25 protein-coding genes are annotated in these 22,166 nt (G+C 71.9%); 16 read left to right on the forward strand and 9 right to left on the reverse strand.

The features are described from left to right. The coding region (locus VGD70_RS09870) for a helix-turn-helix transcriptional regulator (RefSeq protein ID WP_331080331.1) at positions 1-737 on the reverse strand (737 nt) is incomplete at its 3' end. A gap of 112 nt (positions 738-849) precedes the next feature. Next, positions 850-1,080 (reverse strand): hypothetical protein, encoded by a 231-nt coding sequence (locus VGD70_RS09875; RefSeq protein WP_331080333.1) that lies wholly within the window; start codon positions 1,078-1,080, stop codon positions 850-852. Positions 1,081-1,342: 262 nt separating this feature from the next. Between VGD70_RS09875 and VGD70_RS09880 the strand changes: the two genes are divergently transcribed. Both VGD70_RS09880 and VGD70_RS09885 read left to right on the forward strand, forming a co-directional pair. Next, complete coding sequence (locus VGD70_RS09880) at positions 1,343-2,155, forward strand: response regulator transcription factor (RefSeq protein ID WP_331080335.1); 813 nt, start codon at positions 1,343-1,345, stop codon at positions 2,153-2,155. After that, on the forward strand, positions 2,152-3,102 hold the full coding sequence (locus tag VGD70_RS09885; protein ID WP_331080337.1) for an AfsR/SARP family transcriptional regulator: 951 nt from the start codon (positions 2,152-2,154) through the stop codon (positions 3,100-3,102). The genes VGD70_RS09880 and VGD70_RS09885 overlap by 4 nt, the downstream gene beginning before the upstream one ends. Here VGD70_RS09885 and VGD70_RS09890 read toward each other — a convergent pair. Both VGD70_RS09890 and VGD70_RS09895 read right to left on the reverse strand, forming a co-directional pair. Continuing rightward, positions 3,099-3,647 carry a hypothetical protein gene (locus tag VGD70_RS09890; protein ID WP_331080339.1) on the reverse strand — a complete coding sequence of 183 codons (549 nt, stop codon included), beginning with the start codon at positions 3,645-3,647 and terminating at the stop codon, positions 3,099-3,101. The two genes, VGD70_RS09885 and VGD70_RS09890, sit on opposite strands and share 4 nt — an antisense overlap. A 241-nt stretch (positions 3,648-3,888) precedes the next feature. Further along, positions 3,889-4,833 (reverse strand): ScbA/BarX family gamma-butyrolactone biosynthesis protein, encoded by a 945-nt coding sequence (locus VGD70_RS09895; RefSeq protein ID WP_331080341.1) that lies wholly within the window; start codon positions 4,831-4,833, stop codon positions 3,889-3,891. Between the two features lie 345 nt (positions 4,834-5,178). Between VGD70_RS09895 and VGD70_RS09900 the strand changes: the two genes are divergently transcribed. Beyond that, positions 5,179-5,808 (forward strand): ScbR family autoregulator-binding transcription factor, encoded by a 630-nt coding sequence (locus VGD70_RS09900; RefSeq protein ID WP_331080343.1) that lies wholly within the window; start codon positions 5,179-5,181, stop codon positions 5,806-5,808. Here the strand turns inward: VGD70_RS09900 and VGD70_RS09905 are convergent. Further along, positions 5,805-6,377, reverse strand: a complete 573-nt coding sequence (locus VGD70_RS09905; protein ID WP_331080345.1) for a nitroreductase family protein — start codon at positions 6,375-6,377, stop codon at positions 5,805-5,807. The two genes, VGD70_RS09900 and VGD70_RS09905, sit on opposite strands and share 4 nt — an antisense overlap. Before the next feature lie 106 nt (positions 6,378-6,483). Here VGD70_RS09905 and VGD70_RS09910 point away from each other — a divergent pair, with 106 nt between their 5' ends. Next, complete coding sequence (locus VGD70_RS09910) at positions 6,484-7,251, forward strand: SDR family oxidoreductase (RefSeq protein WP_331080347.1); 768 nt, start codon at positions 6,484-6,486, stop codon at positions 7,249-7,251. Position 7,252: 1 nt separating this feature from the next. Here VGD70_RS09910 and VGD70_RS09915 read toward each other — a convergent pair whose 3' ends face one another. From VGD70_RS09915 to VGD70_RS09930, 4 genes are all read right to left on the reverse strand, one after another. After that, positions 7,253-7,915 (reverse strand): ScbR family autoregulator-binding transcription factor, encoded by a 663-nt coding sequence (locus VGD70_RS09915; protein WP_331080349.1) that lies wholly within the window; start codon positions 7,913-7,915, stop codon positions 7,253-7,255. Between the two features lie 112 nt (positions 7,916-8,027). After that, on the reverse strand, positions 8,028-8,849 hold the full coding sequence (locus tag VGD70_RS09920; RefSeq protein WP_331080351.1) for an AfsR/SARP family transcriptional regulator: 822 nt from the start codon (positions 8,847-8,849) through the stop codon (positions 8,028-8,030). 241 nt (positions 8,850-9,090) lie between these two features. Beyond that, the gene (locus VGD70_RS09925; protein ID WP_331080353.1) at positions 9,091-9,930 is read right to left on the reverse strand and encodes an AfsR/SARP family transcriptional regulator; all 840 of its coding nucleotides are present in this window, start codon (positions 9,928-9,930) and stop codon (positions 9,091-9,093) included. 205 nt (positions 9,931-10,135) lie between these two features. Next, on the reverse strand, positions 10,136-11,122 hold the full coding sequence (locus VGD70_RS09930) for a DUF2156 domain-containing protein (protein ID WP_331080355.1): 987 nt from the start codon (positions 11,120-11,122) through the stop codon (positions 10,136-10,138). Positions 11,123-11,292: 170 nt separating this feature from the next. On the opposite strand from VGD70_RS09930, the gene VGD70_RS09935 reads away from it, so the two are divergent. From VGD70_RS09935 to VGD70_RS09990, 12 genes are all read left to right on the forward strand, one after another. After that, entirely contained in the window at positions 11,293-12,960 is a 1,668-nt protein-coding gene (locus VGD70_RS09935) for an aldehyde dehydrogenase (protein WP_331080357.1), read from the forward strand. Between the two features lies 1 nt (position 12,961). Further along, the gene (locus VGD70_RS09940; protein WP_331080359.1) at positions 12,962-14,101 is read left to right on the forward strand and encodes an acyl-CoA dehydrogenase family protein; all 1,140 of its coding nucleotides are present in this window, start codon (positions 12,962-12,964) and stop codon (positions 14,099-14,101) included. Positions 14,102-14,124: 23 nt separating this feature from the next. Then, entirely contained in the window at positions 14,125-15,348 is a 1,224-nt protein-coding gene (locus VGD70_RS09945) for an aspartate aminotransferase family protein (protein WP_331080361.1), read from the forward strand. 13 nt (positions 15,349-15,361) lie between these two features. Beyond that, positions 15,362-15,838: a type II toxin-antitoxin system RatA family toxin gene (locus VGD70_RS09950; RefSeq protein WP_331080363.1), complete on the forward strand. Its 477-nt coding sequence runs from the start codon at positions 15,362-15,364 to the stop codon at positions 15,836-15,838. Then, positions 15,838-16,281 (forward strand): hypothetical protein, encoded by a 444-nt coding sequence (locus VGD70_RS09955; protein WP_331080364.1) that lies wholly within the window; start codon positions 15,838-15,840, stop codon positions 16,279-16,281. The genes VGD70_RS09950 and VGD70_RS09955 overlap by 1 nt, the downstream gene beginning before the upstream one ends. After that, positions 16,278-17,225 carry a VlmB-like protein gene (locus tag VGD70_RS09960; RefSeq protein WP_331080366.1) on the forward strand — a complete coding sequence of 316 codons (948 nt, stop codon included), beginning with the start codon at positions 16,278-16,280 and terminating at the stop codon, positions 17,223-17,225. Before VGD70_RS09955 ends, VGD70_RS09960 begins: the two co-directional genes overlap by 4 nt. Before the next feature lie 71 nt (positions 17,226-17,296). Then, on the forward strand, positions 17,297-18,283 hold the full coding sequence (locus VGD70_RS09965) for a beta-ketoacyl-ACP synthase III (RefSeq protein WP_331080400.1): 987 nt from the start codon (positions 17,297-17,299) through the stop codon (positions 18,281-18,283). A 13-nt stretch (positions 18,284-18,296) separates the two neighbouring features. Then, positions 18,297-18,545, forward strand: a complete 249-nt coding sequence (locus VGD70_RS09970) for a phosphopantetheine-binding protein (protein ID WP_331080367.1) — start codon at positions 18,297-18,299, stop codon at positions 18,543-18,545. Continuing rightward, positions 18,538-19,770 carry a beta-ketoacyl-[acyl-carrier-protein] synthase family protein gene (locus tag VGD70_RS09975; protein WP_331080369.1) on the forward strand — a complete coding sequence of 411 codons (1,233 nt, stop codon included), beginning with the start codon at positions 18,538-18,540 and terminating at the stop codon, positions 19,768-19,770. Before VGD70_RS09970 ends, VGD70_RS09975 begins: the two co-directional genes overlap by 8 nt. A gap of 8 nt (positions 19,771-19,778) precedes the next feature. Next, a complete protein-coding gene (locus tag VGD70_RS09980; protein WP_331080371.1) occupies positions 19,779-20,792 on the forward strand; it encodes an acyl-CoA desaturase in 1,014 nt (337 codons plus the stop codon). Further along, positions 20,789-21,262 carry a MaoC/PaaZ C-terminal domain-containing protein gene (locus VGD70_RS09985; RefSeq protein ID WP_331080373.1) on the forward strand — a complete coding sequence of 158 codons (474 nt, stop codon included), beginning with the start codon at positions 20,789-20,791 and terminating at the stop codon, positions 21,260-21,262. The genes VGD70_RS09980 and VGD70_RS09985 overlap by 4 nt, the downstream gene beginning before the upstream one ends. Continuing rightward, the gene (locus tag VGD70_RS09990; RefSeq protein WP_331080374.1) at positions 21,244-22,140 is read left to right on the forward strand and encodes a diacylglycerol/lipid kinase family protein; all 897 of its coding nucleotides are present in this window, start codon (positions 21,244-21,246) and stop codon (positions 22,138-22,140) included. The genes VGD70_RS09985 and VGD70_RS09990 overlap by 19 nt, the downstream gene beginning before the upstream one ends. The last annotated feature ends 26 nt before the right edge of the window (positions 22,141-22,166 follow it).

Raw genomic sequence — 22,166 nt, forward strand, 5'->3', positions numbered from 1 at the left:
GTCTCGACCATCACGCGCTCGTCGTCGAGCAGCCAGAATCCGTGTGTCGGGGCCACGGCGTACGCGGTGTCGAAACCGATGATGCCGAACTTCACATTGGGCAGGCCGGACAACGCGATCAACCGATCGAGCTGCCCGAGCATGACCTCCGGCGGACACAACCGATAACGTAGCGCGGCCTCGGTGAGCACGAAGTGGAAGCGTTTGTCCGGCTGGTAAAGAATATCCTGGCGCTGAATACGCGCCTGCACCGCCTCGTCGACATCACCGCGCACCTTGAGCACGGCGACGCTCTGCAGAAAACGCGCCCGCGCGTACTCGGCCGTCTGGAGTAGCCCGGGCACGAACGTCGACTCCATCGCCCGGAACAGCCGCGTCTTGGCGTCCAGCGCGGCGAGCTCGGTCTGGTGCGGCTTCAGCCCGCCACGCAGCTGCCGCTGCCACTCGATGTTCTGCACGGCGAGGGTGTGCAGCGAGGCCAGCAACGCGTCGGTCTCGCCGTCGCTCGCGGTGGCCTTGGTCCACGCGCGGATGTCCTCGTCGGTGGGCGACTGCCGCCCGTTCTCGAGCTTCGAGACCTTCGACGGCGGCCACGACAGCGACTCCGCGAGCTCCCGGCCGCTCAGGTCGGCCTGCCGACGCAGCTCGCGGAGCCTCTTGCCGAGCGCCAGGCGTGCCTCGTGGAGGCTCGACACGCTGCTCGTTCGAATTGGAGGCACAACGTCGTCCCGTCGCACGGCGCGATGCCCGGCGACACCGCACCACTAGGTCCATTCACGATAGCGGCCAGGACGGGCCATTTCCGAGAAATTTCTCGGAAATCTTCACATCGCACCCCTTATGGAGCAGTCAGTGGCACTCCTCCGCGAGCTCGCGGGTGTACATCCGGAGCACGTCCTCCGGAATCTCGATGATGGCCTCGCCGTGCGGTACCGGCCCGACGTCGGCCAGCGCCTGCGCATCGGTGACGATCCAGCCCTGCGCGATGAAGGTGCGGCGGTCGGTGCGGTCGGTGGCGAACAGCGTGGGTGACTGGCCCTCCTGTGATAGCGGGTCCTTGCCGATGAAGCGCGCGCGCAAGCTCGTCTCCGTTTCTAGAAACCAGGGGAATGGTTCGTGATCGTGAGTGACCTCGGCCGGGCAGTCAAACCGCCGACGTGCCCGGCAACCGCTCGTCGACACCTGTATACGTCGAAAAACCACAGGTAGAGGGCCTCGACCGCGCGTATGCCGCCGGTAGAAGACCGCTCAACGAAAGAACCCCCGCGGGTCATCTCGCCTTAGCGTGTAACGGCCGGGGTCCTGCGCTCCGGCCCGAGAGGTTGAGGGCGAGGCGAGACCGATGGACCACCAGTGGACCGAAGCGACGTGGCCGGGCCGTGTCGACCAACCCATCCTGCGCGCGGTCTCCGGGCACGCGGTCCGCGTCCTGCCCCGGCCCGGCGAGCGACCCGGCGAGCGACTCGGCGACCGGCCCGGCGACGAGCCCCGGCTGGCGGAGGACGACGAGCCCGCGGGCATCCGAGTGCTCGTCGTGGGGGACGACGTGCTCGCGCGGCGCGGGGTGCTGGCCGCGCTCGACGGCGAGCCGGGCATGGTCGTGGTCGGCGAGCACCGCAACGGGCCGGCGGTCCTCACCACGCTCGCCGCCCGCCAGCCCGATGTCCTGCTGCTGCACGGGTTGCTGGCCGAGGACGCGGCCCCCGTGCTCGCCGCGGTTCGGCAGACCGGGCGCGGCGTGCGGGTGCTCGGCATCGGCATGCGGGACGGGGAGGCGCTGCCCAGCCCGGACGTCCGCGGGTCGCTGCCCGCGTGGGCCACGCCCGAGGAGGTCGTCGCCGCGGTGCGGATGGCGGCGGCCGGCTTCGCGCTGAGCCGCGCCGGCGAGCCCGCGCCGAGCGGCGGCCGGCTCGTGCGGCTGGCCGAGGACCGGCACGTCCCCGTGCGCGACGGGCTCAGCGAGCGGGAGTGCGACGTGCTGGTGCTGGTCGCCCGGGGCATGTCCAACGCCGAGATCGCCGGCGAGCTCACCGTCTCCGAGCACACCGTCAAGTCCCACATGCAGAACCTGCTCGGCAAGCTCGGCCTGCGCAACCGCATCCACGCGGTGATCTACGCCTTCGAGTCGGGCCTCGCCACGCACGAGCACCGGTGAGGCCGGCGACACCGATGCGGCTGTCCATTCTCGGTCCCCTGGAGGTCCACGACCGGCACGGCACCCTGGTCGAGGTCACCGGCGTGAAGCGGCGCGCGCTGCTCGCCACCCTCGTCGTGCGCGCGGGCCGCACGCTCTCCGCGGACCGGCTGATCGTCGAGCTGTGGGGCGAGCGGCCGCCGGCCAACGCGGCCAACGCGCTGCAGGCGCACATCCGCCGGCTGCGCAAGGTGGTCGAGGTGGCCTGCGGCGAGCCCGACCGGATCGTCACCCGCCCACCGGGCTACTTCCTGAGCCTGCGGCCCGGCGAGACCGACGCCGAGGAGTTCGTCGAGCAGGTCGGCCTGGCCAAGGCGCTCGCCGGCACCGAGCCGGACCGGGCGGTCCCGCTGCTGCGCTCGGCGCTGGAGCTGTGGCGCGGGCCCGCGCTGGAGGGCTGCGTGGCCGGCGACCTGTGCGCGGCCGGGGCGGTGGTGCTCGAGGAGCACCGGCTGACCACGCTGGAGACCCTGTACGACGCGAGCCTGCGCGCGGGCCGGCACGGCGAGGTGATCGGCGAGCTCGAGGAGACCTCGGCCACCTACCCGCTGCGCGAACGGTTCTACGACCAGCTGATGGTGGCGCTCTACCGCAGCGACCGGCAGTCCGACGCGCTCGGCGTCTACGACCGCGCCCGCCGGCGGCTGTTGCACGAGCTCGGCGTCGAGCCCGGCCCGGTGCTGCGCGCGCGGATGCAGTCGATCCTGACGAACAACCCGACGACCGCACTGGACCTGGAGCCGGTGCCAGCGCAGGGTTTCGTGCAAACCGAAGGGGCGGAGCTCTCCAGGGAGCTGGCCGCGCTGCAGCAGCGGATCGACACGCTGGCCAGCCGGCAGGAGGCGCTGCTCGAGTCCCTGCGCACGCTCGCGCCGGACCCGGCGCCGCAGGAGTTGCCGCGCGGCTAAAGGGTTTCCGGGTCGCGGATGACCACACCCAGGTGCTCGGCGAGGATGGCCTTCACCTCGGTCTTGGCGCGCATGTACGCCTCGGCGATGTCGGACGGGATGCCGTCCTTCGACGCGGCCACCACGACATCGGGCGTCCGCCCGGGAGCCACGACGCCGGAGGCAGGCGCGGGCGCCACGACGTCGGCAGTCCGGGCGAGTACGACGTCGGGAGTCCGCGCGGGCACGACGTCGGGCGTCCGCGGGGCGACGACGTCGGAAGTCGACATGGCCACAACACCGGGCGTTCGCGGGGCGACGATGTCGGGAGCCGACGCGATCACAGCACCGGGGGTTCGCGGGGGCGCGAGGCCTGGGGTGCGGGTGGAGGCCGGGATCGCCGGCGTTCGCTCGAAGCCGCGTACCGCGGTCGCGGTCCGCTCGAGCAGGGATCGACCGCGTGGCAACGGATCCGCCGCGAGGTGCAGCTCCTGGATGGTGGACTCACGCAGCGCCCGCTCGAGGATCTCGCGGTTGCCGGGGAAGCCGTCGTCCCTCAGCGTCATGACCGATCTCCGTTCCCGGACCACAGCTCGGCAGGTGTCCATTGTCGACGCTTGGGTGGCGCGCCGGCAATCCGTCGGCCGAACGGTTCTCGCCCATCCGCAGCGGGAGGGAGGTCATCCCTCCCGCGGCGGACGGAGGTGGGCGAGTCAGCTTGTGGCTGTGGGATCCCTACCTGGGGCGTGGCGAGACGCAGGTCGTGCGCGATGAGAGTGCCGCGCCCCAGGACGGAGTGGGCGGGAATCAGGGAACCAGGAGCTCGATGACGCCGTTGACGGCGTCGCGGCCGGACTGCTCGATCACGAACCGGACCCCGGTCGTGCCGCCGGCAGTCGAGCCGACCACCTCTGCCCACACGTGGCAGGGTGCGTCGAACTCGAGATAGTGCGAGAAGCGGAGGTCACCGGCCACGGGCAGCGCGCCGGGACTCCCCGCGGCCAGCAGCGCCGCCTGGCGGGCGGCCTCGACGACCGCGTTGCCCGGCACGTGGTCGATGACGTGGTCGTAGATCACCGAGTGGTCGGGGGAGACCCGCAGCGCCCAGCCGCGCCCCTCGCTCCGCTCGGCCAGCAGGACGTCGACCTCGTCGACGCGGCCGACGCGCTCCGGTGCGACCGGGGTGGCGTCGGACGGCAGCGGCGCGGCGTCCTTGTACTCGCTGCGCAGCTTCGCGTAGGCGGGCCCGGACACGCAGCTCCACCGGTAGGTCGCGGTGCCGACCCGCTTGCCGTCGCGGAGGACCTCGACCTCGGTGCGCATCGAGGCGATCCGGCGGCCGCGCCGCTTGACGTCGTGCTGGGTGACCATCATGACCAGGTCGACCGGCTGGTCACCGGCGGTGCGCAGACCGGCCGGATCGAACTGGAACTGCTTGTCGTGCGTGACGAACTTGAACTCCCGGGGGATCTCGTAGGCCACGTGGCCGACGAGCAGACCGGCCTGACGCACACACTCCAGCAGGAGCAGCGAGTCGTGGCGGTTCCCGGTGGGTCCGTAGAAGGAGTGGGCCGCCGGAAGCTGGACGCTCACCTCGAACGCGTCGTACCCCGTGACGCGCAAGTTGGTGACGAAGACATCCGACTCCCCGGTGCGGCGCACCAGCCGGGGCGGAACGACCTGCTGGAACAGCCGCTCCGCTCTCCGTAACTCCATGGGTAACTCGGGCTGAGGGTTGATCATCGTGGTCATGGCAAAACCTCTCATGAAGGTCCTGTGGCGTCGCTGCCAATTCCGTGTCAACGTCGTAGGCCTGTGGGCTGCGACGAACCGGCGACCCGTCCGGCTCGGGTCGTTCGGTCCGCCACCCGCTCCGCTGTGGGAGAGTGGTGTGGGCCACACGAGACGAAGAATACCTACCACCCGGTTTTTTTTCGAGGGGCGATTGCTCCATCCTTGAGTTACCCTGGACTGGCGGTCGAGCCTCGCTGGGGCAACGTGCTCAAGGGTGGGTGCGACCGACACGATGTAGGAGACATGGCATCGTGGTCCGCGGCCCACCGTGACCCAGAAGCCATTCACAGGGAGGTGCGCACCGTGCCACGCCAGGACCGGGCGGAGCGAACGCGGAACGCCATCCTCGACGCCGCCGCGGCGGTGTTCGACGAGCGCGGGTTCTCCGGAGCGAGCCTGTCGGAGATCCTGGCCAAGGCCGGGGTCACCAAGGGCGCGCTCTACTTCCACTTCTCCTCCAAGGAGGAACTCGCCTCCGCGCTGGTCTCCGAGCAGTGGAGCTTCGAGTTCCCGGAGGCGTCGAGCTACAGCAGCCCGTTGCAGGCGCTCATCGACGTCAGCCACGTCTTCGGGCAGAACCTGTGCAGCAACATCCGGGTCAGCGCCAGCAACCGGCTGGTCACCGAGGCCAACGTCTCCAGCCCGGCACCCGCGGTGTACGAGCGCTGGATCGAGATCGTGCACGAGCTCATCGTGGCCGCTCAGGAGGCCGGGGACATCCGCAAGGAATGGGACCCGATGACCATCGCCACCTGGCTCACCGGCGCGTTCCTGGGCGTGCAGACGATGTCCGGCGTCCTCACCAACCGCGCCGACCTGCGCGACCGCATCGCCGACATGTGGCGCATCTCGTTGCCCGGCCTCGCCGCGCCACGCCGGCTCTCCCGCTTCGTGGCGGCAGGCACCGTCCAGTGGGACACCAGCGCCGCCTAGCGGCCCCCGTAGCGCTCCAGGTGCACGAGCTCGGCCACGGGCTTGCGGCCCACCTTCATCGCGTGCAGCGGTAGCCGCGTGTCCACCCCGCGCTCGGCACTCACCAGATGGGCCCGCTCCCCCGCCGGATGACCTGCCGAGACGGCGATCCGGACGGTGCGCTCGGCCGGCACGCCGAGCAGGTCCTTCACCGCGGCGCCCTGTTCCGGCTTCGAGAACCCCGCGACGCACGCGCCGATCCCGTGCGCGGCAAGGGCGAGCAAGATCCGCTCGACGCACCGGCCGGCGTCGAAGTCGGTCCGTTCGCCGGTCATCACCAGTACGAATGCGAGCGCGGCATCGGCCAGATGCCGTGCGCCCGGTCCTCCGCCGATGGTAGCCAGCGCGGCGAGCGTCTCTCGGTTACGGACGAGGACGAGCTCCCACGGCTGGCGGTTGCTGGAGCTGCCGGTCCACCGGACGACGTCCAGAAGATCGTCGATCACGCGTTGGTCTACCGGTTCGGCGGTGAACCGGCGTACCGAGCGCAGCTCGCGGAGCAGGCGGACGTGGTCGCTCGCGGTCGTCATGGGGCCTCGAACCTGCCTGTTGACTCGGGGACAGCGGCTTCGTACCGTGCTCACTTGCTCGCGCCATACCGATCGGAATGTTACCGCTGCCCATCCAAGGAGCGCGATGATCCGCAGGAACGTTCTGATCACCGGCGCCAGCAGCGGGCTGGGCATGGGGATGGCCCGCCGGTTCGCCGCCCTGGGCCGCAACCTCGCCCTGTGCGCCCGCCGGCTGGACCGGCTCGAGGCTCTGCGTGACGAGCTGGCGGCCGCGCACCCGGGCCCGGCGATCGCGGTCCGCGAGCTGGACGTCAACGACCACGACGCGGTGTTCCGGGTGTTCGGCGAGCTGCGCGACGAGCTCGGCGGGCTCGACCGGGTCGTCGTGAACGCGGGGCGCAGCAAGGGAGAGCCGGTCGGCACCGGCGCCTTCGACGCCAACCGCGCGATCGTCGAGACGAACGTGCTGGCCGCGCTCACGCAGGCCGAGGCGGCGATGGAGATCTTCCGCGCGCAGGGGCACGGGCACCTGGTGATGATCTCCTCGATCGCCGCGCGGCGCGGGTTCCCGGGCGGCATGAACGTCTACGCGGCGAGCAAGGCCGCGGTGTCGGTGCTGGCCGAGGGCCTGCGCACGGAGCTGGCCGCGCTGCCCATCGAGGTGACGACGATCTACCCCGGCTACATCCGCACGGAGATGAACGCGAGCCGCTCGAACCTGCCGTTCGTCGTCGACACCGAGCCGGGCTGCCGGATGCTGGTCACCGCGATCGAGAAGGAGCCGGCGCAGGCCAGCGTGCCGTCGTGGCCGTGGGGCCCGATCGGCTTCGCGCTGCGCCACCTGCCGTCGCCGGTGACGGCCCGGCTGCTGACGCGGATGTCCCGGCGCTGACTCAGCCGCCGAGCTGGCTCGGCCCGCTCGGGTCGAGCCGCCGCAGGTCGTCGCCGGTGACGAGGCCGGGGAGGATGAGCTTCCACATCTCCCGGACGTTCTCCCGGATGTCGCCGTGCCGGATGCCCGACCACCACAGCATCTCCACGCCCGCGCAGATGGTGAGCACCAGCGTGCTCGCGTGCTCGATGGCCACCCCGTCGTCGAGGTCGCCCGCCTGCTCGGCGCTGATCAGCATGGTCTCCACGGCAGAGAGCAGGTCGACGTAGAAGTCGAGGAACGGCGCGCCGCGGTGGCCGCACTCGCGGGCGGTGCGCAGGCTCGCCCGCACCACCGCCTCCTGCTCGAGCCAGTGGGCGAGCTCGTGGGTGAGGTCGACCAGCGACTGCAGCACCGGGAGCTCGTCGTCGAGCACCCGGTAGACGGCGCCGCGCAGCAGCGTGCACGCCTCGGCCTGGATCGCGCCGGCCAGCTCGTCCTTGGAGGAGAAGTGAAAGTAGAAGGCGCCCTTGGTAACCCCCGCGGCCCGGCTCACGTCCTCCAGCGTTGCCCCCGAGAAACCGTTGCGGTCGAACAGCTCCGCTGCCGACCGCACCAGATGCAACCGCGTATTCTCAGATCTCGACTGTTTGGTCACGACTCGTCCCGGGGCACCATGATCCACTCAACCGTTGAGCGGATTGTCCATCCGAGGGATCTCACCCCGGCTCATATGCCAAAGTAGGGCGCGTCGCCGCGGCCCTACTTTCGCCTCCCTCCGGTTGTTCAACGTCAAGTCAGCCCGCCCGGTCCAGGGCAGCTGCCTCGGTGCCCACCTCGGCGAGCCGACGGTCGGACATCAGGATCGCGTGCTGCAGTCGGCGCAGGCTGGGCGACGGCTCAAGACCCAGCTCGTTGACCAGACCCGTGCGCATCCGCCGGTAGACGTCGATGGCCTCGCCGCGCCGGCCGGAGCGGTACAGCGCCAGCATGAGATGCGCGTGCAGGCCCTCGTGCGTGCGGTAGCGGCCGACCAGCCCGGCCAGTTCACCGAGCAGCTCGTGGTGGCGACCGAGCCGCAGGTCCGCGTCGATCCGACGGTCCAGCACGTTCAGCCGAGCCTCCTCGAGGCGGTGGGACTCCACTTCCAGCAGCGGGCCGGTCTGCACGTCGACCAGCGCACGTCCGCGCCAGATGACCAGCGCGTCGGTGAAGTGCCGCGACGCGATGTCGTAGTCGCCCATCTCCCGGGCCCGGTGCCCCAGTGCGGCGAGCCGGTCGAACTCGCGGACGTCGACGCGGCCGCCCATGGTGTCCAGCAGGTACCCGCCAGGGTAGGTGACGAGCACGCGCTTGGCGTCTGTCGGTCCATCGGCGGGCGACTGGTTGAGTGCCGCGCCGATGAGGTTGCGCAGGTGCAGAATGTAGGTCTGCACGGTCGTGTTGGCGCTACGGGGGATGTCTTCCCCCCACAGCTCCTCGAAAAGCGACGCCATCGGCACCACCTGGTCGGCGTGCACGGTCAGCATCGCCAACACCTTACGGGGCTTGGCGGCGGTGGGGACCACCGACGCGCCACCCTGGCGGGCGACTAAGGGCCCTAAAACGTCAATGTCCACTTCGGTCTCCTGAAGGCCTGTGTAGCGACCGACTGCCAACCGGTTTGATCGGCATCTGCTCGACCGCTCCTCAAGACTACAAAACCGACCGCCCGGTTTGTCAATAGAAGCCGACTGGTTGGTTTTGTTTACTGGCGCGTAGGTTTTCGCACGTCAACGCAATAGTCACCCTATGCGCCTGCCAACCTGGGCAATCGCGACACGGGGTGACTCTGCGTCGTGTAGTTCCTGAATCAATCACTTAGCCGGCAGCGGCCCGCGGCCTCCCCACCTCCGGAACGAGGTCCAGCGACGGATCGTGGTTGAGGATGGCCTGCATGCGGTCCTGCAGCATCGTGGACGGCTCCATGCCCAGCTCATCGACCAGGCGCCGGCGCACGACGTTGTACTCGCGCAAGGCGTCGGCCTGCCGGCCGGACCGGTAGAGCGCGATCATCAGCATCTCGGCCAGGCGCTCCCGCCAGGGGTAGAGCATGGCCATCTTCTTGAGCTCGCTGATCACACCGCCCTGGATGCCGGCCACGATGCAGGCGTGGAACTTGTCCTCGATGGCGGCGAGGCGGCTCTCCTCGTAGTGCAGCACCGAGCTGTGGCACATGGGCCCGCCGGCCACGCCCTCCAGCACCGGGCCGTCCCACAGCTCGAGCGCCTCGGTGAGCAGGTCACGCGCCTTGACCGGGTCGGTCGCGAGGTCGTTGTGCGCCAGGCGGACCAGGTGCTCGAAGAGCTTGGCGTCGATCTCGTCGGTGTCCGCGTGCAGTACGTAACCGGTGGGCAGGGTGACCAGCCGGTCCTTGGCGAATTCGTCGCCGAAGGTGTTCCTGAGTAATCTTCGCAATCTGGTGACCAATGCCTGCAGCGCGTTGTTCGCCTTAGCGAGAGGCCGTCCTTCCCACAGCTCTTCGAAAAACTGCTCCTTGGTGACGACCTTGCCGGAATTGATCAACAATGTGGCCAGCAACGTGCGCTGCCGTCCCCCCTGGATCGCCAGCAGCCGCCCGTCCTTGACCAGGCCGACCGATCCGAAAAGCTTGAAGATGACCGTGCGTGCCCGTACCGGGGACAAGTATCTGTCCGTCATACCGACCCGCCTCCTCCCGTGACTCGCCCCGGTCGATGCTTGGCCAGGTGGCTGACACCGGGATGACAGCCGCCTGACCCCGCGAGCCGTTCACGAGTCGCTCGACAAGGAGGTCGAGCCCGGGTCGAGTGCGTGCCGCGCGCACCGGCGGCCCCGGCCGCGGCGGCGTAAGTGATAGTCGCCTGGCGGATCCTCCCCCGCCGGTCTACAGCGCGTTCGACGCGCGGAAGACCTGCAGGAAGCCGTTCAGGCTCGCGCCGCCGGAGAACGCCACGTACTCCGGGAGCACCGCGTGCGGCGCCCACTTCTGCTTGTACGCGAGCTGGGTGGCGGCCGGGTAGACCGCGGCACCGCGCGTGGCGAGCTGGCCGACGAGCCAGCGGAACCAGCGGCTGGCGCCGGCGTGCTCGTGGGCCGGCGAGAGGCCGGTGAACGGGGTGAAGCCGAAGTGCAGCCACGGCGCGCCCTCGGCCCGGAACACCTCGATGGCCGCCGCGTTGATCGCCTCCATCACCCCGGGCGGGCCGGACGGGCGGCGGCGGGACAGGTCGTGCAGCCAGCCAGGGCGGGAGCCGTAGGCCGGCGAGTAGGAGATGTAGCCGGCCAGCTCGCCGTCGATGGTGCCGGCGAACAGGCGGCGGTGGTGCTGGGCCGGGCCGCCGTACTCGCCGACCAGGAACTCCAGCGGCTTGGCGTGCTTTCCCTTGCTCCGCAACCACTCCGTGTCCAGCGCGGTCATCCGGTCGTGCCACCCGGGCTGGTCGGCCTCGGCGACGACCAGGCCGCTGCGGGTGGCCCGGGAGACCTTGTTGCGCAGCCGGACGAACCGCGACCCGCGCAGCGTGAACGCGGCGAGGTCCACGGCGTAGGACGCGCCGACCTGGTTGACCGTGTAGCCCGCCGCCGCGTAGATGTCCACATCGGACTGCTGGACCTGGATCGCCACGACCCGGCGGCGGGCGGACCGGGCGTGGGCGGTGAAGGCGCGCAGCAGGGCCGCGCGGTCGGGGCCGAACGGGGCGCCGAACTGCACCAGGTACCGGCCGGACCGCCGGTAGGCGACCACGCCCGCCAGGCCCGGCGCGGTGAAGAAGGAGTTGCCCGAGCCCAGCGCCAGAAAAGCGCTCGGATTGTCCGCGTACCCCGCGACCGCGGAATGCACGGAGTCAGTTTCCAGCGTAACCGTACTCATCCTCGATCCACCGATCCTGGCCGGCTGATACTTTCTCGGCACCAAGTATTGGCCCGCCGGCAGGCATCGACAACCGCCCCGCGAGGCGCCGATCAGCCGCCCGTCAGCAGCGGAAACAGCCCGAGCCGGGTGTCAGTGGCACATCAGGACTCGTTGTCAGACTCGAATTCGTGACGCTCAGTCTGGCCAGTGGTACGTCGCGATCCCACGACGACCCGATGCCCACCCACCTTTCCCACGTGGGTGGCCGGGACGTCGACTCCGACCGTTATCTCTACACCGTGAGCACGCGGTCGATCCTCACCGACGTGTTCGCGAGCCTCACCCTCAAGCGGCGGCTCGAGCAGGGCCTGGAGGACGCGCCCACCGAGGACGTGGTCGGCCGCTGCGCGGTCGCGGACGCGGAAACCGTTGTGGCCGCGGTGGATGCGGCCGCGACGGCGGCCCCGGTGTGGGCGGCCACCCCGCTCGCCACCCGGATGCGGCTCGGCGCGCTGATCCGCGACCGCATCAGCGCGCGCCGCGACGAGCTCGTCGACGTGCTGGTCGCCGAGGGCAGCCCGGCCGCGCTGGCCCGCTGGCAGGTGGCCGGGCTGCTGGAGCTGTTCGGCCCGGAGACGCTCGGCTACTGCGCGGGCCAGCTGCACCAGGAGTTCCGGCACGGCAACCGGGTCCTGACCGTGCGCCGGGTCGCCGACGGCGTGGTGTGCGTCAACCCGCCGCAGAACGCGCCCGCCGCGAGCGCGCTGTTCGGCATCACGCCGCTGCTGGCCGGCAACGCGGTGGTCGTCCGCGCGCCCCGCAGTGCCCCGCTCGGCGTCATGTTCGCGCTGCGCGAGCTGGTGCTGCCGGCGCTGGCCGAGGTCGGCGCGCCGGCCGGCACGCTCAACTTCTTCTGCGCCCGCCCCGGCCCGACACTGCGGACCTGGCTGGAGAGCGGGCAGGTCGACGACATCTTCTACACCGGCGACGTCGAGCGCGGGCTGGCGCTGGAGCGCGAGTGCGTGGCGCGCGGCAAGAAGCCGATCCTGGAGCTCGCCGGCAACGACTGCGTGGTGGTCTGGCGCGACGCCGACCTCGACGGCGCGGTCGAGGCGCTCACCGAGTGCTTCTACGGCTCCGGCCAGATCTGCATGGTGCCCAACCAGGTCGTCGCGCACCCCGACATCGCCGGGGAACTGCTCACCCGGCTCGCCGCGGCCGCCGCGCGGATCCGGCCGGGCTACCCCGACGAGGAGGGCGTGCTGCTGTCCCCCGTGCTGCGCAGCGAGCGGTTCTTCGCCTACGTGCGCGACGCGCTCGATCGCGGCGCCACGCTCGTGCACGGCGCGCGGCGGCTCGACGTGGACGGCTCGGTCTGCGACACGGGCCTGTTCCTCGAGCCGACGGTGTTGCGTGTGGACGGTCTGGCCGGCGCGCGGGAGATCGACGCGGTCCGCTCGGAGACGTTCTTCCCGCTGCTGCCGGTGATCGTCCCGCGGCCGGCGCCGGACCTGCTCGACGCGGTGCTCGGCTTCGTCAACAGCAACCCGTACGGCCTGCGGAACTCCCTGTGGGCCACCGACACCACGGTGATCGACCGGTTCGTCGCACGCACCACCAACGGTGGCGTGCTCAAGATCAACGACTCGCACATCGGGTTCGTGCCCTACCTGCCCACGCACGGCGGCACCGGCCTGTCCGGCGGCGCCTTCGGCGAGGCGAACTACCCGATGCTGCGCAGCTCGCACCTACAGGGCGTCTCCCGGGCGACCGGGATCCGACCGCGCGACGCGGTCCTCGGCGCCGACTACGAGCCACAACGCGAGTCACGACGCGAGTCACGACGGAGGGGCTGACATGCAGTTCATGGAGGCGGACCGGCAGGTCTGCGACAAGCTGTTACCGGGTCTGCGCCAGCAGCTCGCGGAGATCCCGCTGCCCGACCTCGAGTCCGAGGACAGCCCGGCGATCGAGATCTTCCGCTCGCACGGCGGCACGAACCTGCTGGTGCCGGCGGACTACGGCGGCCTGGACGCGAGCCCGCTGGACGCCGCGCGGGTGGTGCGCGCGCTGGCCGCGGCGGCGCCGTCGATGACCGTGGCCACGATGATGCACCACTTCTCCCTCGGCACCCTGTTCGCCGTCGCGGAGCTGGTCGGCGCCGGGTCGGACCTGGACGACCTGCTGCTGCGCCGGGTGGTCGACGAGCGGCTGCTGGTGGCCTCCGGGTTCGCCGAGGGCCGGACCTCGCAGGGGATCCTGTCGCCGACGATGATGGCCGAGCCGGTGCAGGGCGGCTACCTCGTCAACGGCGCGAAGAAGCCGTGCAGCCTGTCCCGGTCGATGGACCTGCTCACCGCGAGCGTCGGCATCGAGCAGGAGGACGGCTCGGTGGCGATGGGGCTGCTGATGCTGCCCGCGGACACGCCCGGCATCTCCGTGCACCCGTTCTGGTCGACCTTCGCGCTGGCCGGCGCGGAGAGCAACGAGGTGCGGCTCACCGACGTGCTCGTGGCGCCGGAGCAGATCATCGCGCCGGACCCGGCGCTCGCCGACGCGATGGACCAGCTGACCACGGTCGGGCTGATCTGGTTCCAGCTCACCGTGTGCGCGGCCTACACGGGCATCGCGAGCGTGCTGGCGGAGAAGGTGCTCTTCGGCGTGCGGGGCGGCGTGTCGGACCGGGCCTCGCTCGCCGTGCGGATCGAGTCGGCCGCCGCGCTCACCGAGGGGCTCGCCCGCCGGATGATGGACGGCGAGACCGACAACGACACGCTCGCCACGGCGCTGGTCACCCGGTACGCGGTGCAGGACGCGGTGGCCGCGACGGTCAGCCAGGCCGTGGAGCTGCTGGGCGGGATGGCGTTCATCGGCAGCGACGACGTGGCCTACCTCGCCGCCGCCTCGCACGCGATCGCCTTCCACCCGCCGTCGCGGACCAGCGTGGCCGGTGGCCTCGTCGACTACTACGCCGGCTACCCCATGGTCGTGGCGTAATGCTGTCCACTGTGGACACTTCGGTGGACACTGCGGTGGCCCCGCTGTACCGGCGGCATCTCTCCCGTGGGCGGGCTGCGCTCGGGGAGATGTTCGGCGGTGACGTCGAGGTCTCCTCGGCCGGCGCGTGGGTGCGCACCGGCGCCGGCCGCGAGCTGCTGAACTGCGGTGGCTACGGCGTGTTCATCACCGGCGCCCGGCACCCCCGGGTGCTGGCCGCGGTGCGGGAGCAGCTGGACCGCAACCCCGTGGCGACCCGGCTGCTGCTGGAGCCGCAGGCGGCGCTGGCCGCCGAGGCGCTCGCCGCGGTGACGCCGGCGGGGCTGGACCGGGTGCACTTCGCCTGCGGCGGCGCGGAGGCGGTCGAGGCGGGCATCAAGCTCGCCCGGGCCAACGGCAGGCGGCACCTCGTGTCCATGGTGGACGGTTACCACGGCAAGACGCTCGGCGCGCTGTCGGTCACCGCGAAGCCGGTGTTCCAGCGGCCGTTCCGGCCCCTGCTGCCGGACGTGTCGCACGTGCCGTTCGGCGACGCGGCGGCGCTGGGCGCGGTGCTGGCCGAGCACCCGAGCGAGGCGTGCGTGATCGTCGAGCCGGTGCAGGGCGAGGCCGGGGTGGTCGTGCCGCCGCCCGGCTACCTGCGCGAGGTCGCGGCGCTGTGCCGGGCGCACGGGGCGTTCCTGGTGCTCGACGAGATCCAGACCGGCCTCGGCCGGCTCGGCCACTGGTGGGGCGCCGACCGCGAGGGCGTCGTCCCGGACGTGCTGCTGGTGGGCAAGGCGCTGGGCGGCGGGGTGGTGCCGGTGTCGGCCATGGTGGCGACGGAGGACGCGTTCGGGCCGTTCGACAAGGACCCGTTCATCCACACGTCGACGTTCTCCGGCGCACCGCTCGGCATGGCCGCCGTACAGGGCGCGCTCGCCGCGATCCGCGAGGACGACCTGGTGGCGCGGGCGGACCGGCTCGGCGCCGCGCTGCTGGCCGAGCTGCGGGAGATCTGCGCGGACGTGCTCGGCGACGCGGTGGCCGAGGTCCGCGGGGTGGGCCTGCTGATCGGGATCGACTGCGCCGTCGAGGGCCTCGCGGGTGAGCTGCTGCTGGAGCTGATGTCGGCCGGGGTGATCGCGAACCACTCGCTGAACTCCGACCGGGTGCTGCGGCTGACCCCGCCCGCGGTGCTCGACGACCGCGAGCACCGGTTCCTGCTGGATGCGTTCGAGCGAGCCGCGCGTGCGGTGCTGAGCTGAGAGGGAGATCGGGATGCGGAGTGTGGCACTGACCGTGCACATCGCGGCGCGGGACGCGCGCGCCGCGCTGGCGCGGATCGCCGAGTTCGAGCGTTATCCGGAGCTGGCCGCGGACGTGCGGCACGTCGCCGCGCGCGACGGCGGGACCGACTGGGTGGTGAACTTCCGGCGCGGGCCGATGCGCTGGACCGAGCGCGAGACCGTTGACCCGCACGCGCTCCGGATCGAGTTCACCCAGGTCGACGGGGACTTCGAGACGTTCACCGGCTCGTGGCAGCTCGTGCCGGGGATCGGCGGCTGCGTCGTGCGGTTCGAGGTGACCTACGACTTCGGCATCGAGAGCCTCGCCGGGATCATGGACCCGATCGCCGAGCGGGTGATCAAGCGGGTGGTGTGCGACGTGCTCGCCGCGCTGTTCGGCCCGACGTCCGTGCTCGAGGGCGGCGAGGCCCTCGCCGACCTGTCCCCGGACGCCGGGAGGGCCGCCTGATGGACGCCGTGAACCGCTTCGACACCCGCGCCACGCACGCGCTGATGCGGCTGGAGTACCTGATCGCGCTGGGCGTGTGCGTCACGTTGTTCGTGCTGCACCTGGGCGAGGTCCGCTGGCTGCCGGCGGTGGCGCTGTTCGTCTACATCGACCTCGTCGGCTACCTGCCCGGCGCGGTCGCGCACCACCGCGCCAAGGGCAGGCGGATCGCGAAGGCGTACTACGTGCTCTACAACGCGATGCACAGCTTCGCCACCCAGGCGGCGGTCGTGGGGCTCTGGGTGCTGCTGTTCGGCTGGGAGTGGGCGCTGCTCGCGATCCCGATCCACCTGTGCGGCGACCGGGCGCTGTTCGGCAACGCGCTCAAGCCGTTCTCGGTGCCGTTCGAGCCCGAGCCGCACCCCGCGTTCGCCCGCATGAGCCGGGAGCTGGTCACCCCATGACGTCCGTGGAGGCCGACTGGGACCGGGCACCGTCGCTGGTCGACGGCGCGATGTCGGTGGAGCTGACGCCGCGGCGGGCGAACCTGCGGTACTGGCTGCAGGCCGTGCCGCAGGGGACGCTGCTCGGCCGGCCCGACGGCCACGACCCGGCGCTGTCGGTACCGGAGTTCATGCGCGAGCCCGGCCCGCTGCGCGACGCGCTGCGCGCCGAGTACGCGTTCCGCTCGGTGGCCGAGGAGAAGGCGACCCGCGCACTGTCCTATTTGGTCGCGATCGCGCCGGACACGGACACCCTGGAGTTCTACGCCACCCAGGTGCTCGACGAGGCCCGGCACGCGATGGTGTTCCGCAACCACCTGCTCTCCCTCGGCGTGCCCGAGGACAACCTGTGGCAGGCGATCGAGGCGTTCGCCGGCGCGGACGTGCACGCGGTGCTGGACCCGCTGGAGGAACTGGGCCTCAAGGTCATGCGCGACGACGCGGACTTCCTCGGCGGCGTGGTGCTGATGACGATCGTCATCGAGGGCGCGCTGGCGCCGGCCGCGGAGCTGTCCGAGCGCAAGTGGCGCCCGCTCGACCCGGCCGCCGCGGAGATCGACCGGGGCGCGGGCATCGACGAGATCCGCCACCTCACGGTCGGCGCGGCGATCGCGAAGCAGTGCCTGGAGGAGCGGCCGGGCGAGAAGGACCGGGTGCTGGACCTGATCCGGCGCGGCATGCACCTGTGGACGGTGCTGCCGGTGCAGGACCTGGTGCTGCGCCGGGAGGTCCTGTTCCAGCGCGGCCTCGAGCAGCACGCCGCGGTGGTCGGGGACTACGAGATCTGGCCGGGCCGCCGCCTCGTCGACACCACCCCGGAGGAGCGCACCGCCACCGCCGAGCGGTGGTCCGCCGAGATGAAGGCGAGCCGGCTCGCCTACATCGGCCTCGAGGAGGCGTTGTGAGAGAGAGCGACGGAGCGGTCGCCGAGGTGGTGGCGTTCCCCCGGCTGCCCCAGCCCGACGGGTCGGCGGCGGTGCTCTGCGGGCTGGGCACCTGGCTGCCGCCCAAGGTCGTGCCCAACGACGAGATCGCCGCGCGGCTCGACACCTCCGACGAGTGGATCCGGGCCCGCACGGGGATCCGGCAGCGGCACGTCGTCGAGCCCGGGACCGCCACGTCCGACCTCGCGGTGGAGGCGGGGCTGCGGGCGCTGAAGTCGGCCGACACCGACCAGGTCGACGCGCTCGTGCTCGCCACCACCACGCCGGACCGGCCGTGCCCGGCGACCGCGCCGGACGTGGCGCACCGGATCGGGCTCGACCGGGTCGCGGCGTTCGACGTCAACGCGGTCTGCACGGGGTTCCTCTACGGCATGGCCTCGGCCGCGGGGCTGATCGCGGCGGGCGTGGCCGAGCGGGTGCTGGTGATCGGCGCGGACACGTTCTCCACGATCACCGACCCGGACTGCCGCTCGACGGCGGCGATCTTCGGCGACGGCGCGGGCGCGGTGGTGCTGCGGGCCGGCTCCCCGCACGAGCTGGGCGCGCTCGGCCCGTTCGACCTCGGCAGCGACGGGGCGGACGCCGACCTGATCATGGTGCCGGCCGGCGGCTCCCGCCAGCGGTCCACCCGCCGGCCCGCCGCGCCCGGCGCGGAGTTCTTCACGATGGCCGGCAAGGCGGTGTTCCGCAAGGCGATCTTCCAGATGGCGGGCTCGGCCCAGTCGGTGCTGCAGAAGGCCGGCCTGCGGCTGCGGGACATCGACAAGTTCGTGATCCACCAGGCGAACGCGCGGATCCTCAACGGGGTCGCGGACATGCTCGGCCAGCCGACCGGGAAGTTCGTGCGCAACATCGAGCAGGTCGGCAACACCGCGGCGGCGTCGGTGCCGCTCGCGCTCACCTCCGCGTGCGAGAGCGGGGAGCTGCGGGCCGGGCAGCGGGTGCTGCTCGGGGCCTTCGGCGGCGGGCTCACCTGGGGCTCGACCGTGCTGCGCTGGCCGGACATCGAGATCTTGTAGGGAAGGGAACACCATGTCTGCAACGGTTCTCCAGCGGCTCTCCGGAATCCTCGTGAGCTACTTCGGTGTCGAGGCCGACGAGGTGCGGCCGGAGGCCACGTTCGCCGAGCTGGACCTCGACTCGCTGGCGATCGTGGAGTTCGCCCTGGTCGCGGAGAAGGAGTTCGGCGTCGCGATCGGCGAGGACGAGGTGTCGCCGCAGGCGCGGGTGCGGGACGCGCTCGTACTGCTCGCCGCGAAGGGCATCCGCGGCGATGCTTGAGCCCACCCCGTTCCACGCGGCGGTGACCGGGATCGGCCTCGTGACACCGGCGGGCATCGGCGTCGAGGCGTCGTGGCGCACGATCCTCGCCGGCCGGCCGACCGCGACGGTCGACCACGCGCTCGAGGGCATGCCGGTCGACTTCACCTGCCGGGTCCCCGGGTTCGACGCCGACGCGCTGCTCGGCCGGCGCACCGCCTGGCGGCTGGACCGGTACGTGCACCTCGCGCTGGTCGCCGCCCGCGAGGCGATCGCCGACGCGGGGCTCGACCCCTCGTCGTGGGACGGCTCGCGGGTCGGCGTGGTGATGGGCAACGCGCTGGGCGGGGTCGCGACGTTCGCCGCGCAGCACGAGACGCTGCTCACCGACGGCGCCGGGAAGGTGTCCTCGCTGCTGATCCCCATGATGGGGGTCAACATGGTGGCCGGCTACCTCGCGATCGACTGCGGCGCGCTGGGCCCGAACCTGGTCACCACCACCGCGTGCGCGTCGGCGACGACGGCCATCGGCACCGCGCGGGACCTGCTGCGCTCCGGACGCTGCGACGTCGTGCTCGCCGGCGGGGCCGAGGCGGGGCTGTCGAAGCCGATCCTCGCCGGGTTCACCAGGATGGGCGCGCTGTCCGGGCGGGTGGACGACCCGGCCGCGGCGTCCCGGCCGTTCGAGCAGGACCGCGACGGGTTCGTGGCCGCCGAGGGCGCGGGGGTGCTCGTGCTGGAGCGCGAGGAGCACGCGGTCGCGCGGGGCGCGCGGATCCGGGCCCGGGTGTCGGGCTACGGCGCCTCGGCCGACGCGCACCACGCCACCGCGCCGGACCCGTCCGGCGCCGGGGTGGAGGCCGCCATCCGCTCGGCCCTGGACGACGCCGGCCTCGCACCGTCCGATGTGGACCACGTGAACGCGCACGGGACGTCGACCCGGCCGGGCGACGCCGTCGAGGCCCAGGTGCTGCGCCGGCTGTTCCCGGACGGGCCGGCGGTGACCTCGGTCAAGGGCGTGACCGGCCACTCGCTGGGCGCGGCCGGGGCGATCGAGGCCGCGTGCACCGTGCTGTCCATAGAGGACGGTCTGGTCCCGCCGACGGCCAACCTGGACACCCCGGACCCCGAGCTCGACATCGACGTCGTGCACACCGCGCCGCGCGCCGTCGCGGTGGCCGCGGCGACCAGCAACTCGTTCGGTTTCGGCGGGCAGAACGCCGTGCTCGTCCTGACCGCGGCGTGAGGACTGCGATGCGCACCGTCTCCTTCCACGACCCCGTCTCCTTCCACGACCTGCGGGCCCGCGTCGAGGCGGCGGGCCTGCTCGCGCCGCGGCACTCCTACTACCTCGTCAAGATCGTCTCGAACCTCGCGCTGTCGGCCCTGTGCTGGACCGCGTTCGTGCTCGTCGGCGACTCGTGGTGGCAGCTGCCGGTGGCGGTGGCGCTCGGGCTGTCGTTCGTGCAGTCGGGTTTCCTCGGTCACGACGTCGGCCACCGGCAGGTCAGCCGGGCGCGGAGGGCGACGTACGTGCTGGGGCTGGTGCACATGAACCTGCTGATCGGCGCGGCGTTCGGCTGGTGGGTCGGGCACCACAACCGTCACCACAGCGACCCGAACGACCTCGACCGCGACCCGGACACGCTGCGCCGGCAGGTGATCTTCGACGCCTCGGAGCTACCCGTGAAGGGGCGCACGGCGTTTCGCCGGTTCGTGATCCGGTTCCAGCCGGTGATGTTCTTCGTGCTGCTTGGCCAGGAGGCGTGGCGGGTGCACGTCGCCGGTTTCCAGGCCGCGCGGGCCGGGGCGCTGCGCCGGGCGCGGCTGGAGCTGTCGCTGGTGGTGCTGCACGGGGTGCTGGTGGTCGGCGCGGTGTTCCTGGAGCTGTCACCCGGGCGGGCGGTGGCGTTCATCCTCGTGTCGCAGACGGTGTTCGGGTTCTACCTCGGGGCGGTGTTCGCGCCGAACCACAAGGGGATGCCGGTGTACCGCGGGGGCGAGCTGGACTGGCTGCACCGGCAGGTGCTGACCGCGCGGAACATCCGGCCGGGGCGGTTCGTGGACTTCGTCTACGGCGGGCTGAACTACCAGATCGAGCACCATCTGTTCCCCAGCCTGCCCAGAGCGAACCTCCGGCGGGTCCGGCCTATCGTCAGGTCGTTCTGTGCCGAGCACGGGATTCCGTACGTGGAGGTGTCGGCGTGGGCGTCCTACCGGGAGGTGGCCAGGTTCCTGGGGTCGGTGAGCGCGGAGGCGCGGGCATGATCGTCTTCTCGTCGCCGCGGGCGTTGCTGTCCCAGGTCGGCAGCCGGCTGGGGGTCTCGGCGCCGCGGTCGGTGCCGCAGCAGGACATCGACGCGTTCGGCACGCTGACCGGTGACCGGCAGTGGATCCACCACGACGTCTCCCGGGCCCGCGGCGGCCCGTTCGGCGGGCCCGTCGCGCACGGGATGCTCTCGCTGTCGCTGGTCATGCCGTTGCTGGACACGGTGTTCCGGGTGGACGGCGCCGCGCTGGTGCTGAACAAGGGGCTCGACCGGGTCCGGTTCGTGGCGCCGGTGCCGGCCGGCGCGTCGGTGCGCCTGACGGCCGAGCTGATGTCGGCGGCGGTGCGGCCACGCGGCTACGTCGAGGCCGTCGTCGGCGTGGCCCTGTCGCTCGCGGACGACACGGACGTGTGCACCGCCCGGGTGCGCCTGCTCTACCAGGAGTCGGCATGGCTGATCGCGTCCTGATCATCGCGAACCCGGCGGCCGGCGGGGTGAGCGCGGCGCTGGTGTGGCAGGTGGCCCGGCGGTGCCGCAGGCCGGTCTCGGTCCGCTGGACGTCCACCCCGGGCGACGCGGTGGACATCGCCCGCGCGGCGACGGCGTCCGCGGACCTCGTGCTCGCGGTGGGTGGTGACGGCACGGCCCGCGAGGTGGCCGCGGGCCTGGCGACGGCGTGGCACCACACGGTGCCGATGCTGGTCGTCCCGGCCGGCACGGCGAACTCGCTGTACCGCACCCTGTGGGGCGAGACCCCGTGGCTCGACGCGGTCGAGGCGGCCCTGTCCGGCGCGGCGCCGATCCGCGCGGACCTCGCGCGCGTGCTGGAGCTGGACCGCCTGGTGCTGGCCGGGGCGTGCGCGGGCTTCCCCCCACAGGCCATCCACGAGGCGAAGACCCGGGAGGTGTCCTACGCCGCCGCCCTGGCCTCGCTCGCCGACCGGTACGAGCCCTACCCCGGCCGCGTCCTGGTGGACGGCCTGATTGTCCACAGTGGTCCGACGATGCTGGCGAACGTGGGCGGCAGCCGCTTCCGGGGTGGTGCCTACGAGCTCCTGCCCCACTCCCGCATGGACGACGGCCTGCTGGATGTGTGCGTGATCGGCGCGGAGCACAGCACCCTGGAGATGCTGCGCCTGACCCAGACCGGCGCCCACGTCGACGTCCCGGGCGTGGTGTACGCCCGCGGCCACCGGATCCGCGTGGAACGCCTGGACGGCCACCCGTTGTGGTTCGAACACGACGGCGAGGTCCTCGCATCGCCCCGCGGCTCGTACACGCTGACCGCGGTGCCGAGCGCGGTCTCGATGATCGCCGCTCCCTCGGCCGCCGTCGCGGCCGCCTAGCCGGCACCGCCTGCGTCGGGAAGCTG

The organism is Actinophytocola sp. (assembly GCF_036402745.1).
In the GTDB taxonomy this organism is placed as follows: domain Bacteria; phylum Actinomycetota; class Actinomycetes; order Mycobacteriales; family Pseudonocardiaceae; genus Actinophytocola.

What these genes read in the sequence shown, in the direction of transcription:
- VGD70_RS09905 (WP_331080345.1), bottom strand. Translation starts at nt 6,377, where the DNA reads ATGACGACCGCGAGCGACCACGTCCGCCTGCTCCGCGAGCTGCGCTCG.
- VGD70_RS09985 (WP_331080373.1), top strand. Translation starts at nt 20,789, where the DNA reads ATGATCGTCTTCTCGTCGCCGCGGGCGTTGCTGTCCCAGGTCGGCAGC.
- VGD70_RS09895 (WP_331080341.1), bottom strand. Translation starts at nt 4,833, where the DNA reads ATGACCACGATGATCAACCCTCAGCCCGAGTTACCCATGGAGTTACGG.
- VGD70_RS09950 (WP_331080363.1), top strand. Translation starts at nt 15,362, where the DNA reads ATGCGGAGTGTGGCACTGACCGTGCACATCGCGGCGCGGGACGCGCGC.
- VGD70_RS09940 (WP_331080359.1), top strand. Translation starts at nt 12,962, where the DNA reads ATGCAGTTCATGGAGGCGGACCGGCAGGTCTGCGACAAGCTGTTACCG.
- VGD70_RS09910 (WP_331080347.1), top strand. Translation starts at nt 6,484, where the DNA reads ATGATCCGCAGGAACGTTCTGATCACCGGCGCCAGCAGCGGGCTGGGC.
- VGD70_RS09925 (WP_331080353.1), bottom strand. Translation starts at nt 9,930, where the DNA reads ATGACGGACAGATACTTGTCCCCGGTACGGGCACGCACGGTCATCTTC.
- VGD70_RS09970 (WP_331080367.1), top strand. Translation starts at nt 18,297, where the DNA reads ATGTCTGCAACGGTTCTCCAGCGGCTCTCCGGAATCCTCGTGAGCTAC.
- VGD70_RS09930 (WP_331080355.1), bottom strand. Translation starts at nt 11,122, where the DNA reads ATGAGTACGGTTACGCTGGAAACTGACTCCGTGCATTCCGCGGTCGCG.
- VGD70_RS09960 (WP_331080366.1), top strand. Translation starts at nt 16,278, where the DNA reads ATGACGTCCGTGGAGGCCGACTGGGACCGGGCACCGTCGCTGGTCGAC.
- VGD70_RS09890 (WP_331080339.1), bottom strand. Translation starts at nt 3,647, where the DNA reads ATGACGCTGAGGGACGACGGCTTCCCCGGCAACCGCGAGATCCTCGAG.
- VGD70_RS09880 (WP_331080335.1), top strand. Translation starts at nt 1,343, where the DNA reads ATGGACCACCAGTGGACCGAAGCGACGTGGCCGGGCCGTGTCGACCAA.
- VGD70_RS09980 (WP_331080371.1), top strand. Translation starts at nt 19,779, where the DNA reads ATGCGCACCGTCTCCTTCCACGACCCCGTCTCCTTCCACGACCTGCGG.
- VGD70_RS09975 (WP_331080369.1), top strand. Translation starts at nt 18,538, where the DNA reads ATGCTTGAGCCCACCCCGTTCCACGCGGCGGTGACCGGGATCGGCCTC.
- VGD70_RS09990 (WP_331080374.1), top strand. Translation starts at nt 21,244, where the DNA reads ATGGCTGATCGCGTCCTGATCATCGCGAACCCGGCGGCCGGCGGGGTG.
- VGD70_RS09955 (WP_331080364.1), top strand. Translation starts at nt 15,838, where the DNA reads ATGGACGCCGTGAACCGCTTCGACACCCGCGCCACGCACGCGCTGATG.